Source organism: Enterovibrio litoreus (genome assembly GCF_045679545.1).
GTDB lineage: Bacteria > Pseudomonadota > Gammaproteobacteria > Enterobacterales > Vibrionaceae > Enterovibrio.
Genome location: NZ_CP166194.1, coordinates 2,498,206 through 2,512,549, shown reverse-complemented (window position 1 = coordinate 2,512,549; position 14,344 = coordinate 2,498,206). Strand labels below are relative to the sequence as shown.

The following is a 14,344-nucleotide window of genomic DNA, read 5'->3' as shown; positions in this document are numbered from 1 at the left end:
GATGAAATGTCAATAACTTTTATTACACCATTTGATTGTAAAGACAAGGAATCGTATTTATATGAAAGAGCTAAGTACTTTCTTTACAATTGTTATATCTCCGATAAGGTTACAAGAATATTTGTAGACTTCTCATCTAGAAAGGATATAGCCGAAGAGTTGAGAGAAATTGCTGTTTCCAGAGGTATCGAGTTTATTACTCTTGGAAGGTATGGGGAGCAGTTTTCTATAGGCTTATGCAGAAATGCGGGTGTTCAAGCTGCTAAGACACGATACATTTCATTTCAGGATGTTGATCTTTATGCGCCTGATTTTATATATAATAAAATTGAAGAACGCATCTCAAAGTATGAGTTTTTTAACGAGTTTGAGATGATACCTTGTCTATACTTAACAGAAGAATATTCAAATAACTATTTGAGCTTAGATGAGTGTGGGAAAGATGAGATAACAAGACTCGCATACTTGGAAAGTGATAAATCTAAAATTCAAATGTATGCCCCTGCGTCATCTTGCCAGATCGTAGAGAGAGAGTTATACCTCATGAGTGGGGGTATCAACGATGAATTCTATGGACATGGATATGAGGATTTTGAGCTTCATATGAGATTGTGTGATTTAAGTAAAAAGTTCTATCGTACTCATAGTGCTACGTCTCATGAATATCCTTATGACAGTATTGATTATAGAGGGTATAGACCGTATTTTAGTATGTTTGGAAGACCATTAATGAGTGAGGGGATATATTTTGTTCATTTGTGGCATGAATCACATGTTGGAACAAATTATCAAAAGAGAAATAAAAGTAATAAAATTATTTTTGAAAAATTACTTAATGACCATGCCAAAGGAAATGATAGAAGTTTCATTTTAAGTGACAATAGGAAGGAAAATAAAATTCTCGTTCTATCGTCTCCTAACTCTGTGAACGCGAAATCACTTAAACAACTTTTTGTAACTATAGGTAACTGTGTTTTTAGAAGTGAAGAGCTATTTGATAACTTTGATTCCTTAAAGGTTTTTATTAAAAGAGAAAACATAGATAGAGTTTTCTTTTTTAATCCATATGGAAAAGAACATCGGCTCTCTTTATATAGATCATGCAAAGAAAATGGTGTTCCATTCTATGTCTTTGACCGTGGTGCACTTAATGATAGTTGGTTTATCGATCCAAATGGTTTTAATGGTGATAGTTCAACATATGATAGAGAAAACTGGGATTTTGAACTGGATGAATCTAAAGTTTCGTTTGTTGAACGATATATCGAGCAAACTTTTGTTTCTGACGAAACACTAGAAGAAAATGGCGAAAGAGTTGGGGCCAATTTCTTCCGCCGACGTTTTTCTCCAGATGGTAGAAAGATTCTATTCGTACCGTTTCAAAGGCCAAATGATAGTGTAATTAAATATTTTTCTGGCTCAGTTGATGGCGTCGATGACTTTAGTAAAAAGCTAAGAGTGATTGCTGATAAACTATCCGACCAATGGGTGGTTGTTGCAAAGAAACATCCGTTGGAAACTAATTTTAATCTGCCGGAAAATGTAGTTGAGCTCCCTGAAAAAACACATGTTTATGATTGCATTCAGGGTTCTGATGCTGTTTTGTTAATAAATTCAGGTGTTGGTTTGTTGAGTGTCATGGCAAATAAACCAGTATATCACTTCGGTGATACCTACTACGCACATGATACTATTACATGTAGGGTGAATGACGAATTTGATGCCGTAGATAAAATTCTAAATGGTTTCCAGCCACGTTACGAGGACGTATTAAAGTTTGTGCATTACCTTATTTCTAAGGTCTACTCTTTCGCTAAGACTGAATACAAACTAGTAAGTGAGGGAGAGGCAAATAGAAATGTTTCTATTTTTTCTAGATTTTATAAGGTTAATATTCAAAATGGTTTGTCAAGATCATTTAAGTGGCGAGAAAATCCTTATCCCGTAAATAGCCGTTATTATGATTTTTACAGATCTTATTTTTCTAAAGATAAGCCAGTACATAAACAAAAAATGAAGGAGCACGTCAAGGTAAATGACTCATTGGCTATCTCTGAAAACAATAAACCCGCACCTAAGTTAAAAAAATATGGTTTTAGACATAAAATGAAAAAAGTTGTTAAAGATCCTGTTGGGGTGGTTAAAAGGAAGGTGAAAGTTCTTTTTTGAATTCCATTTTTATGTGACGTTAAATACCCCTCCCCTGATTTTTAGAATGGAGGGGCATAGGTAACTTATGAAAAGTATATATAATGATTATGAAGATGAAATCGGTAATCGCATTTTCATAGGAGAATCTTCTTCGTTTTTGAATTCATCCCTCGATTTCACTGAGAGGGATGCAATACTTTCAATAGGTAAGAAAACAAGAATAAAAAACTGTAGCATCAGGATTGGTAGAGGGTCATCATTAACTATTGGGGATAATTGTACTATTGATGGTAGAGTTTTTATTGGTGCGTATTCAAATGTACATATTGGTTCTGATTTCACAGTTACTGGGAATATATATATAAGAGCGGTAGAGTCTACGAATATTTATATCGGTAATGATGTTATTGCTGCTAGTAATGTAACAATTCGTACGAATGATGGGCATACTATACATGATTTAACCACTGGCGATAGGATCAATGAATCACTTGATGTTAAGATTGAAGATCATGTTTGGTTGGCGGAAGAAGTGGCTGTTTTAAAAGGTGTGACTATCGGAGAAGGTAGCGTAATTGGTATGAGGTCTTTGGTTACAAAGAGTGTTCCCAAAAATAGTCTTGCTTGTGGTATTCCTTCTAAAGTCATCAAAGATAAGATTACTTGGAAGCGATAGTGTTTCATCCATTTGGTTGATGTTGTGAAGTTTATTTGTTTTTCTCGTGGTATAAAGAAGATCCCTAATTTATCGGTTTTCTTAGATGGGGTTTGTCATCAGCACAACATGGTTGTAATTGGTTGGGGTCATAAAAAAACATCACAGAAAGCAAGGGTTTTTGCCAAAAACAATAGCTTGAATTATTTGGCTTTGGAAGATGGTTTTATTCGCTCTATTGGTTTGGGAGTTCTGGGTACACAAGCTCTCAGTCTAGTCGCAGACATCGAAGGGATTTACTATTACGCACATTCTCCAAGCCAACTTGAAAAATTAATATCAGCAGAGCACTCACAGAAGTCATCAGTGCATGAGAGAGCAAACTATCTTTTGGGAGTAATATGTGACTATCGCCTTACTAAGTATAACTACCATAACGCCCCTAGCATCCTCTTAAAGAATAAATTTAAGATATTGGTTGTAGACCAAACCCGAGGTGACGCTTCAGTAACAGGATCAATGGCTAACGAAAACACGTTTGTCGAAATGCTCAAAGAAGCCATCGCTAATCACCCAGATGAAACTATCTGGGTGAAAGTTCACCCTGACGTTGTTGTCGGTAAGAAGAAAGGTTTTTTATACCCACTTCCCTTTGAGCACCCAAATGTAAAAGTGTTTGCTGAATCAATAAACCCTTGGGACATGCTAGAAACTGCCTCAGATGTGTATACCGTTTCTAGCTTGATGGGTTTTGAAGCGTTGATGGCGGGTGTGAAAGTGCACTGTTTCGGCATGCCTTTTTATGCTGGTTGGGGGTTAACCGAAGACAAGCTGGTCTGTGAACGCAGAAACGTAAAGCGATCTCTGGAACAGGTTTTTGCGGCTGCTTATTTGGAATATGCAAGATACGTCGACCCTATTTTAGAACGGCGTTGCGAGCTTGAAGATATCATCCCTTATATTGTCGATGTGATGCGTCATCAGGCTCAACCAAGAGAAGTGGCATCCCTCAACAGCATTAGCCGCTGGAAACGTACTTGGCTGACGCCCTTTATTGAATCATGGAACCTTGATGTTCGAAAAACGAATAAGGCTAAAGCGGTTGGCTGGGGAACACAGCCTGATAATGGTTTAACCATCGAAGATGGCTTTATTCGATCCAACGGTTTGGGTGTGCATTTCAACAAGCCGATTTCCTTGGTTCTTGATCGTTCGGGTATTTACTTTGACGCCACACGCCCTTCAGATTTGGAAACACTCTTAAACAGCGAGATTTCCAGCTATATGGTCGAACGGGCAGAACGGTTACTGCCAATATTGCTAGAACAAGGCATTACCAAGTACAACGTCGGTAACACTGAGGTATTAGCGTTGCCGAAGAACAAGAAAATCATACTTGTTCCCGGGCAGGTTGAATCTGATGCATCCATTCGTTTTGGCTCTCCGGAAGTGAAAACCAATAGTGAGCTTCTTTCGCAAGTTCGTCGTGCGAATCCTGGAGCGTTCGTGATCTATAAACCCCACCCCGATGTGGTTGCAGGGCAACGCGATGGCGGTGCTTGGGAGCATGATGCCTTGTCTTGTGCTGATGTGGTGGTGACAGATATTGCGATGAATACGCTTTTGTCTCAGATCGATGAAGTTCACACAATGACTTCATTGACCGGTTTTGAGGCGTTACTGCGTGGGAAAAGTGTAACGACGTACGGCATGCCTTTTTACGCTGGTTGGGGACTGACCCAAGACAAACTGAAATGTGAACGCAGACAGCGCCAGTTGTCACTTCATGAGCTCATAGCAGGCACGTTGATACTCTACCCGACTTATATCGATCCGGTCAGCCGCCAGCTTTGTACGGTAGAGCAAGCGTTAGAGCGCCTTGCTCAAATGAAAGCGGGTGATGTGAAGGTGAAAGATTACAAGCTTCAAATACTGTTGGCATTAAAGTCAGCAAAGAAATCAATTAAGCACTTATTAAAGAAATAGAGGTAAACATGTTTTTAATTGCAGGCCCTTGCGTTATTGAAAGCGAAGATTTGGTCATGGATATTGCTGGTCATATGAAAGCGTTGACTGACGAGCTAGGCATTGAATATATCTTCAAATCAAGCTTCGATAAGGCAAACCGTAGCTCTACAGACAGCTACCGTGGCCCTGGCTTGGAAAAAGGTTTGGCAATTCTTGAGCGCGTAAAGAAAGAATACGGTCTGCGCGTGCTGACAGATGTGCATGAAGATACGCCGGTAGAAGAAGTCGCATCCGTGGTTGATGTGCTTCAAACCCCTGCTTTTCTTGTTCGCCAAACCAACTTCATTCAACGTGTTGCTGCGTTAGGTAAGCCGGTTAACATTAAGAAAGGCCAATTCCAAGCGCCTTGGGACATGGAACAAGTTGTAAAAAAATGCCGTGAAGTGGGCAACGAAGATATCTGGCTGTGTGACCGTGGTACGAGCTTCGGTTACAACACGCTGGTGTCTGATATGCGTGGTCTTTCTGTGATGGCAAAAACAGGCTGCAAAGTGGTATTTGATGCGACTCACTCTGTTCAGCAACCGGGTGGCATGGGTGCTACATCGGGTGGTCAACGTGAAATGGTGCCAGTGTTGGCACGTGCCGCTGTCGCTGCGGGTGTTGATGGCGTGTTTATGGAAACGCACCCAAACCCTGAGAAAGCGTTAAGTGATGGCCCTAACATGTTGCCGTTGGATAAAATGCGCGCCATGTTAGAAAGCCTTGTTGCGATTGATAATGCGTTGAAAGCATCTATCAAGGTTGAAGATACGCTTTAATTTATCTGCAAAGGCAGCGAATTCTTGCTGCCTTTTTGTTATTCATTCTCTGCGGAGTATTTATGCTTAAAGCCGTTTTGTTGGACTTGGATGAAACGCTTTGCGCGACATCGAAAGCGAACGATGAAGCCTTGACTTTGCTTACTTCTTGGCTACTGCAACAATATCCTTCGTTAGATTCAGAGAAGTTTGGCAAACGCTATGTTAAGGGCTTCTACAAGCAGCTCAATCATGAGTTTCCTGAACTTCAAGGCTTACTTGAGGACGAGTCTGCATTTCGTCACCGATTAATTGCGTTGCTTTTTGAAGAGCAGGGGATCTCGTTGCAAGACACGGATGCCGTTGACATTCAGGCGAAATTTGATGGCTACCGTATGGCGTGCTTCAGATTCTTTCCTGACATTGAAGCATCTTTGCTTCGGCTGCGTGAACACTATACGTTGGGGGTGATCACCAACGGGCCTGTGTTTTCACAGCGTCCAAAAATTGATGCGGTTGATTTGTCGCAGTGGGTCGATTTCATCATTGTTGGTGGGGAAGAGCCAGAAGAAAAACCGGCGCTGAGTATCTTTGAAAAAGCGTTGGAACTGGCAGGTTGTGGCGCTGACGAGGCTATTCATGTGGGCGACTCTTTTGAATGCGATATCAAAGGCGCCAGCAATGCTGGGATTCCTTCGGTTTGGGTAACAACGCCGAGTATTTTTGAAAGCTGCGTCGAATCTCATCTCGCTACGTATGTCGTGACCTCACCTTCTGAAATTGAACAAAACATTACTCATCATGCCGCTTCGGTGAAAACTGAAACCAATATTTCGAATTAAAACATTGCTTTTTATTTGACAGATTGTTTTCTGATTAAGAGATAGATTTATGCAAACTCATATCATTATTCCTGCGAGATACGGCTCAAGCCGTCTGCCGGGGAAGCCCCTTTTGGAATTAGGCGGGCGTCCTGTTATCGCTCATGTCATCGAAAAAGCAAAAGCACATTTTAGCCATGTTTATGTGGCGACAGATGACCATCGTATTTTTGAATGTGCGGAATCTTGCGGCGTAAAGGCAGTAATGACCTCTGAACACCATGCTTCAGGTACAGACCGCCTTGCTGAAGTTGCGGTGAAGCTTGAACTCCCTGATGAGGATATTGTGCTAAACCTGCAAGGTGACGAACCTTTGATGCCACCTGCATTGTTGAAACAACTTGAAGCGCTTTTAATTGCAAAGCCTGATTCCCAAATGGCGACATTGATGCATGAAATTCATGAGGTGGAAGAGTTACTGAACCCGAATGTGGTGAAAGTGGCTGTTGGAGAGAATAAGCGAGCACTGTATTTTAGCCGAGCCCCTATTCCTTATCCCCGTGACGAATTTTCTAATGATAAGTCGGTGATGCCAAGCGGGAATTATTATCGTCACATTGGCTTGTACGGTTACAGAGTTGGGGCGTTGAAAGCAATCAGTGCTTTGGAAGAATCACCGTTAGAGGTTTTAGAAAAGCTCGAGCAATTACGTCCGCTAGCCAATGGTATTGAGATTCTGATTGATGTTTCAGAGGTGATGCCTCCGCATGGTGTTGATACCATCGAAGATTTAGACGCGTTGAGAAAACACTTCATTTAACAGGGTGTTTTCTGTTTGGGTGATGAAAAGGCGATGGGAAGCCATCGCCTGATCCAAATCGCAGCGTCACCAAGTTCGTTGACCAATCTGCGCATAAGTATCCGGGGTCATTAGACCACTTCACTCAGTTCAGTTGTACGATGCAAAGTGAATTTAGCCGCGACTTGCTCCCATTTGATTTAAGTGGATGTCCTAAATCTTAATAAATTCTTGTATAGGCTTTATGTAAACCATGAATGCGGTCGTCATTGGTAGGATGACAACAAAGATCACCAGCGCGTGGGGCGAAATAGTAATGCTGTCAGGCAGAAGTTGTGTCGTAATAGATAAAATGATGAACCCAAGGCCTGCGCCAAATATGACCGCCAGTAAAGCTAATGCCACTAGTAAAGATTTGAATAGTTTAGCTAACATGACCACAATACCGTTTTCAGGCTGCTTGAACGCATGAAAAATACCGGCTGAGACATCTTGGTGGCTCTCTAAAAAGCCTTGTTGGAGCATGCCATTCTTCTTCATGTTTGCAGATAGCACGTCTTCACTGAAGTAATGCCACCCAAAAAAATAAGCAGAGATACCTGAAATCAGCGAGACAGACGACAGAATCAGGTAAGGTGTATTCAATGAGTCAGTCGTGAAATACAGAGGAATTAAGCTCATCGAAATAAAAAAGCATCCTCCTGTTTTTGCGATAGATTTTGCCCAAAACTTCAACGGATTTGATGTTCGAAGTTGCCTGTCGGTTAAAAAAGAAGCAATAAGTAACCCGATATACAAACCAAAAGCGATGTTCAGGGGAAGCGATTTTGATGATGCAAAATAAAAAAGTGAAGACAACGACAAAGACAAGCCGCCAATAAGCAGGCTACTGAAACGGGCTAACCCGACAGCTTTTTCTTGTGTAGTAAGTTCGGTCATTTAAAATCTATTCCCAAGGCCTCTTCCTCCCAAGCCTCTCATCCAAGCATCAAGTTGATCAAGTGGATCTCGGCAGAAAATAGGCTGCTGCATACAGTTCGCCTCTGCGCTCTAAGATTATTTTGTCGTCTAATTCCGTAACAGAAAACATGTCATTCAAAAAATAATCTCTCTGTTCCTAAAAAACGTTTTGTTGAAGAAAAGGGTCTCTTCTCGAGGTATTAAAAAAAGTCATCTAAATTCCTTAATTTGGCATGATTGATTCAATGGCATTTGCGCTGCCATCGAGCCTAGTGATGTTCACCACATCACCTGATTCATCAACAATCATTAACCATCGTTCATAGCCTTGATTTCTCACCTCCCGAGCCTGACTTTTACCTAATTCATCGGCCAGTCTAGGCTCGATCCACCGATCGCTCATTTGTTTTGCACTTATGGAAGTGAGACGTCGCATAAGGGCAAATCATTTCAAAATCTAGACTCCATAAATTCAGACCAGTCAGGAGGAAGTGAAATGGCCAGCTTTTCTTCAGTCGTCATTGAATTCCAATATACTGCCCAGAAGTGTGTAAACCACAAATCTAAGTTGCCTTGCAGGCTGCCATAGCTGTTAGGATCTAAACTTGGAAATGATTGATGAGGAAGAGGCGGAGCAAGCTTTAGTTGCGTAATTTTCTTTACAGTATCTTCATTATTGCAGGTAAAACTGACGACATATCCGGTGAAGTCTTCATACAGTGACAAATTAAGAATTAGTCCTTGTTCTGGAAGTGAATCACCAGATTGGGAAGATAATGCGGACATGAACCTTCCTAGTTCAGGCTTTGCCAGCAAAAAAAACAGATAATAGGCTTGGCTTTTGTGTTCTTGGGATAGCTTAACCTGAGGGTAAGTGTTCTTGTCGAAGTTTAGAGGTAGCGGGTTAGTATGCTCGATATCTACTGAGCTTTTTTTTGACAATCCAAATTTGCTAAAAAAGTTAGTTTTCATAAATAAAATCCGCTACCCAATCCGCGCCAAAGTAACCAGCTGCACCAAAAAAACAAAGAGTTATAGAAAGGTGAGGTTTAACAGAGCAAAGAATTGCTTGGATGTCGGGCGAAAAATTGCTCAGCGAGCAAGTTTTCGCCGGAGTGAAGAGTGACTAGAATTCGACTAACGCTCAATGACTGGGACGACACCAAAGGCGTGATTGTAGAAGAATGCGTTGCTTTTCAGGCGTGGTATCACGTTTTCAGAAACACAAAGAACCTGTCGGATCTTAAATTTAGGTAAACGAATAAAGGACTTTGTGTTTTGCTCGTCAATAAAACGCAAGGTGGACTTGTCAGTGGCTGTGACTGCAACCACATCTCTCCCTTTTGATGCCACGATCTCTTCAATTTTCACTTGTGGCGTCAGTGGCATAACGAGGCACTCTGAATCCTGAAGGTCATCTGCTCCCCAAGCGATATAAGACGCAAATTCAGATCTTTCTACTTTATCCATATAGACTGCTGCATAGAGTTCACCTCTGCGCTCTAAGATTATTTTGTCGTCTAATCCCGTAACAGAAAACACGATGTTGGAAAGACTGTCTGGCGGTGTTGAGTAGCTGCCAGAGAGTGAAGCCCAAGCGTTCAAAGAGGTAACTAACAAAACGAAGGGCACAATGTACTTCATATGCTGATCCATATTGCAGCATCACCTGCTTTATTAACCGGATCACCGCTTAGGCGTTCACCTATGTTCGCTTTAAGTGCCTCATTGCTGACATTGGAAACCCACTCAGCTGTCACTGGTGCCTCATCGCCCGGCAATGCGATATGGTGAAAAGGTAGTTTTTCATGGCTGAATAAAGCACCAAAATTCTGTTCGCGAGCAAAGTCTACCCAATCTTTTGGGTAATAAAGCGACTTGCGGTATTCACTGTCGTCAAGATCAAAAAGGATGGTGGCAGCCCCCGACTCCAGTGACCAATAGCCAAAATGAGTCGCATGTCTGCCTTTATGGCGATTATGCCAATAGCAATTTTTCATGCCCTTGTACCAGCCCTTAAGATAGGCATTTAGCGCCGCTTGACGTTCTGATTTTGTCGGAGAAACGCCGTCGCCTTTAATGGCATCATAAAAATCGCTGTAGGGCTTTTCGAAAACAAGTGAATCTTGTCTTGGGAGACCTTGCAAGCCAACACGGGTGTATAATTGGACGATGCATTTGTCGTCGCCACCTTGTGGGTTTTTCCCAGTCATTCTAGCGATGGTGAGCAAAGCATCTTTGTTGCCAGTTAGCACTGCAAGACTGACCAGCCAAAGAAGAAATTGATAACCGTCTGGCTCCCAGTATTTTATTATTTCAAAGGTAAATTGGTCTTTGTGGCGATTAAGATCTTGGAAAGCGACATCAACGAGCAGTTGTACCGCTTCAATATTCGCTCCTCCAGAGTATTCAAGAAGCGCGTGCTCTACTTTATTTAAAAATAGAGACCAACTAATACTTGAGCGATGAAATATGTCTTTATTTTCATCGGTTAGATGTGTGTAGCGCCGAGAGTTATCTTTGCTGAAATAGGTGTTTTGTTCGTCATAAACATGTTCGTCCAGAAAAGCATCCCTTCTCATTTGATTAAATGTTAGTGCTTGTCCTGTCATCTCATCACCTCTTCAATGCTTCTTGCATTGGCGTCCAATTTTGTAATGTTGACCACTTCTCCCGATTCATCAACAATCATTAACCATCGGGCATATCCTTCGTCCATGATATCGTCAGCGGCATCTCGTCCAACTTCATCGGCCAATCTTGGCTGGATCCAAGCGTCACTCATTTGTTTTGCACTCACATACCCATTTGAACCACGGGTTGTCGGCAAAATGTTATCTCTTGCTATCCCATCTGAGTCAATATATTTACCAGAGTCAGTTCGGTATTTAGTCTCTGTCACTATATACGGAGGAGGCGGATTACCATTTTCATAAATGCCATCAATGCCACGGCCTCTAGGAGTATCTTCTAAAGAGCGAACCTGCCGAGCGTCCGGCAACATGTTTCGATGACCTTGGTTAAGCATATAGTTGTCACTGATAATTTCGCCATACAGACCTTTCTGTGTGCGAGTCAGAATGCGTGGATTTATTGCAGCGACTGTTGGGTCAAGTTCGTGAACGGTGCGTGTATTTACATCAGCTCGATAGCTGGGTGAGTATTCATCAGCTTGTTTGCCTAATGCTTCTTCAATATCGTTCAGAATACGTTGCACTGGCGCGATGGCGGGTTCCAACATTCTATCTGCGGATTCTTGAACGGCGCGTACCAACCGAACAGATTCATCGAGCCAAACCTTTACGCTAGCAGGAGCGAGGTATCGAATTTGTGAGACTAAATCTGTTAGCGCATCTGCAATGTTATCAAGATAGCCTTTGAGTGCAGTTGCAGTCACCTCACCACGAATACTTTTGATCGCTTCTGCGATTTTTCTTAGTGCGATATCGATTCTGGGGATGTCGAACAACTTACGTATTTTTTCGTTTTGAAGAAACGAAATAATAGGTGCCATTGCAGGGCGAATCGCTGCAGCAACATTCCCTCCCGCTTTTCTGACAAAAAGAAAGAGAATCTTCAATACCCCCTTTGCCACAGAGCCTAGCGAGGGAATGAGGCCAATTAGGGTGAAGCAAAGAGCGACCCAAGCCGTCACATCACTTCTGTTTTTATGTATATGGCGACAGTTTGCGATTAAGTCGCGGCAATCTAATATTTGATCAACGATTGGGATGATACCAAGTGCAGCGTTTGCTGCTATTTGTCCAGTCGTCTGGTTGGTATTGAAGTCTCCTTGAAGCGCTTCCCAAATCCAATCAATCGCACCGAGTGTGGAATCGTATGCGTCCTGTGCTTTTTGAGATATATATTTTTCGCCTGAATCGTAGGCGCCTTCGAGATTGTCATAGAGGTACTGAAAAAGCTCATTTCCCCACATTAGCTAGCGCCTCCCATTAAAGAACTCACCTTGCTGCTGAGTGAATTGATGCTTTCTCGTGCCTTGTCTTCGAACGTATTGTCAGGGTCGTAGTAAACACGAACGGGACCTGCTGGCACTTCGTCAATGCGTGCATAGCCGTCACCATCTAGCGTTCCTTGCACTTCTGTTCCATCACTTAAAATGGCGCGATAAGGTGTGTTCGCAAAAGGCGCCATATCAGGGTCTAGATATTCAAACTCCACCCAGTTGGTGCCAAGTTTGCTGGTTAGTAATGTCGAAATGCTAGGAAGAGTAGGTGATGCTCCACTGCCACTTCCTGCGCCCCCACCAGAGTTCAAATTAACTACCGCACCTGAAAAATGCACACCCGCAGGGTCAAGTTTTACAAAGCCCGCGGCTGTTTTGATGGTGATCTCTGTGCCTGCTTCGATGATGACTTTATCGCCGGCTTTGTGGTGTATTTCGGTGCCCGCTTCGAGAAGTTGCTTCTTTCCCTGTTTAATATGGAGGGAGCCGTCAACAGTTAGACTGATGTCACCCTTCACATGCTCTTTGCTTTGCCCGTCGACGGTTAAATGATCATCGACTTTGATGTGAGAAAACCGTTCATTCTCCACATCCAAGTGCAAGTCGTGTTTGATGTTGTCTTTGCGGTCATTCTCGACCAGCAGGTTCATGTCCTTTTGGGCATGAACGTAAATCTCTTCTTTGTCCGCTTGGTCTTCAAAGCGAAGCTCATTGAACCCTTCGCCTTGATGGGTTTCGGTGCGGATTACCGTGCGGGTTTTGTTGGCTGGCAGCGGATAGGGCGGCACATTGGTGGCGTGATAAGTGCGTCCTGTGATAATCGGTTGGTCTGGGTCGCCTTCTAAAAACGACACAATCACTTCATGGCCGATTCTTGGTATCGCCATCATGCCGTATTGCCCGCCAGCCCAGCCTTGGGACACGCGTACCCAACAACTTGAGGCGTCGTCGCTGTTGCCATATCTGTCCCACGGAAACTGCACTTTCACGCGCCCGTGTTCATCACAGAAGATTTCCTCCCCCGCAGGCCCAGTCACAATGGCGATTTGTGGGCCATGCACACAGGGTTTGGCTTGTGGCGCGGGGCGCCACGGTCGGTGCGCCGGAATAACTGAAAACGTATTGTGATAGGTGGTCATGCCCTCACCACCGTGCTCTTCGAGCGCTTGCGGCTGCGTGCCTTCGCATTGCACCGAGACCACCACCCAATCGCGATTGGTGGTGTCATCAGGGTGGTCGGTTAAATCAAACAACATGCCGGCTTGGATTTGCATCACATTGCTCGAGGCGGTCGCGGTAATCGCATCGCTTCTTAGATGCTCTAACCGGTATTGGGTAAACGGTTTTCCTGCCGCATCACTTTTGTAGCGCCCAGGGAAATCATAATGCTCATAGGTGCCGCGCTGATAAGCCATCTCCGTGCCCGCATGGTCATGCAAAAAGCCATAAGCCGGTTTTTTGAAGCTGTAGTCTTTCAGCTGCGCCGACGACGGGCGGGTTTGCGCCGAGAATTGCCAGCCTTTGACAAAGGTTGAACTGGCCGTGCCGCCAACAGTGGCGTTATAAGGCAATGCTAATGACGAGTGAGAGAGCGTCTGAGTGTCATCCGAAAACAACACGGTATGTTTGTCTTTGCTGTGCAAGAAGGTATAGAAAATGCCTTCCTCGGCCGCGATGCGTTCTAAAAATTCAAGGTCCGACTCACGATACTGCACACAGTATTCGCGGGTCTGCGGGCTGCCAGAGAGGGCGAATGCATACGCATCAATGCCCATTTCTTGCAGCAAGATACTGATGATTTCAGGGACAGATTGTTGCTGGAAAATACGGCTGTTATGGCGAAGGGACAAACGCGAAAGGGCAGGGACCATCTCAAGCGCATAACGAGAATGGCTAAAGCCCGTATCACCGCGGGTAAAGCGGCGCACAATGCCATGAAAGCGTTGGGCTAACTCCCCGTCTTTCCACAACATCAAGGTAACATTGCGGTCAACCACGTCGTTTTCGGAGAGGGCTTCTTTGCGGCTCGCCAGATTGACCTGATACACGAATGGCGCAGAAAGGCTATCCGTGCCTGAGAAGTCGACCACCGCAAAGGTGTCGTCGGGTAAGCCTTCAACATGAAGAGTAAATTGCAGACCGCTTTCCGTAGCCATAAACCATCCCAGCATGACCCTGTTTAAACAGCGTCCGTACATCATTCAACATCAGGTCGTCAGGCGT

The 14,344-nt window shown here is 43.5% G+C and carries 13 protein-coding genes; 6 read left to right on the top strand and 7 right to left on the bottom strand.

Features of this window, described 5'->3' with window-relative positions:
- Nucleotides 1-6 precede the first annotated feature (6 nt).
- The 6 genes from AB8599_RS11020 to kdsB all read left to right on the top strand — a co-directional run bounded on the left by AB8599_RS11020 (nt 7) and on the right by kdsB (nt 7,215).
- Nucleotides 7-2,169 carry a hypothetical protein gene (locus tag AB8599_RS11020; protein WP_407330957.1) on the top strand — a complete coding sequence of 721 codons (2,163 nt, stop codon included), beginning with the start codon at nt 7-9 and terminating at the stop codon, nt 2,167-2,169.
- A 67-nt stretch (nt 2,170-2,236) separates the two neighbouring features.
- Nucleotides 2,237-2,827 (top strand): acyltransferase, encoded by a 591-nt coding sequence (locus AB8599_RS11015; protein ID WP_407330955.1) that lies wholly within the window; start codon nt 2,237-2,239, stop codon nt 2,825-2,827.
- A 108-nt stretch (nt 2,828-2,935) separates the two neighbouring features.
- Nucleotides 2,936-4,792, top strand: coding sequence for a capsular polysaccharide biosynthesis protein (locus AB8599_RS11010; RefSeq protein ID WP_407330954.1), 1,857 nt, complete (start codon nt 2,936-2,938; stop codon nt 4,790-4,792).
- 8 nt (nt 4,793-4,800) lie between these two features.
- Nucleotides 4,801-5,595 carry a 3-deoxy-8-phosphooctulonate synthase gene (gene kdsA / locus AB8599_RS11005; RefSeq protein ID WP_407330952.1) on the top strand — a complete coding sequence of 265 codons (795 nt, stop codon included), beginning with the start codon at nt 4,801-4,803 and terminating at the stop codon, nt 5,593-5,595.
- A gap of 62 nt (nt 5,596-5,657) precedes the next feature.
- Nucleotides 5,658-6,416 carry an HAD family hydrolase gene (locus AB8599_RS11000; RefSeq protein ID WP_407330950.1) on the top strand — a complete coding sequence of 253 codons (759 nt, stop codon included), beginning with the start codon at nt 5,658-5,660 and terminating at the stop codon, nt 6,414-6,416.
- A gap of 49 nt (nt 6,417-6,465) precedes the next feature.
- A complete protein-coding gene (gene kdsB / locus AB8599_RS10995) occupies nt 6,466-7,215 on the top strand; it encodes a 3-deoxy-manno-octulosonate cytidylyltransferase (RefSeq protein WP_407330948.1) in 750 nt (249 codons plus the stop codon).
- 192 nt (nt 7,216-7,407) lie between these two features.
- Here the strand turns inward: kdsB and AB8599_RS10990 are convergent, their stop codons facing one another.
- The 7 genes from AB8599_RS10990 to tssI all read right to left on the bottom strand — a co-directional run bounded on the left by AB8599_RS10990 (nt 7,408) and on the right by tssI (nt 14,277).
- Entirely contained in the window at nt 7,408-8,133 is a 726-nt protein-coding gene (locus AB8599_RS10990) for a hypothetical protein (protein ID WP_407330947.1), read from the bottom strand.
- A gap of 244 nt (nt 8,134-8,377) precedes the next feature.
- The gene (locus AB8599_RS10985; RefSeq protein ID WP_407330946.1) at nt 8,378-8,557 is read right to left on the bottom strand and encodes a hypothetical protein; all 180 of its coding nucleotides are present in this window, start codon (nt 8,555-8,557) and stop codon (nt 8,378-8,380) included.
- Between the two features lie 47 nt (nt 8,558-8,604).
- Complete coding sequence (locus tag AB8599_RS10980; protein WP_407330945.1) at nt 8,605-9,126, bottom strand: hypothetical protein; 522 nt, start codon at nt 9,124-9,126, stop codon at nt 8,605-8,607.
- A 165-nt stretch (nt 9,127-9,291) separates the two neighbouring features.
- A complete protein-coding gene (locus AB8599_RS10975; RefSeq protein WP_407330944.1) occupies nt 9,292-9,798 on the bottom strand; it encodes a hypothetical protein in 507 nt (168 codons plus the stop codon).
- Nucleotides 9,795-10,766 (bottom strand): PoNe immunity protein domain-containing protein, encoded by a 972-nt coding sequence (locus tag AB8599_RS10970; RefSeq protein ID WP_407330943.1) that lies wholly within the window; start codon nt 10,764-10,766, stop codon nt 9,795-9,797. The genes AB8599_RS10975 and AB8599_RS10970 overlap by 4 nt, the downstream gene beginning before the upstream one ends.
- Entirely contained in the window at nt 10,763-12,091 is a 1,329-nt protein-coding gene (locus tag AB8599_RS10965) for a hypothetical protein (RefSeq protein WP_407330941.1), read from the bottom strand. Before AB8599_RS10965 ends, AB8599_RS10970 begins: the two co-directional genes overlap by 4 nt.
- Nucleotides 12,091-14,277, bottom strand: a complete 2,187-nt coding sequence (gene tssI / locus AB8599_RS10960; RefSeq protein WP_407330939.1) for a type VI secretion system tip protein TssI/VgrG — start codon at nt 14,275-14,277, stop codon at nt 12,091-12,093. The genes AB8599_RS10965 and tssI overlap by 1 nt, the downstream gene beginning before the upstream one ends.
- Nucleotides 14,278-14,344: the final 67 nt, after the last annotated feature.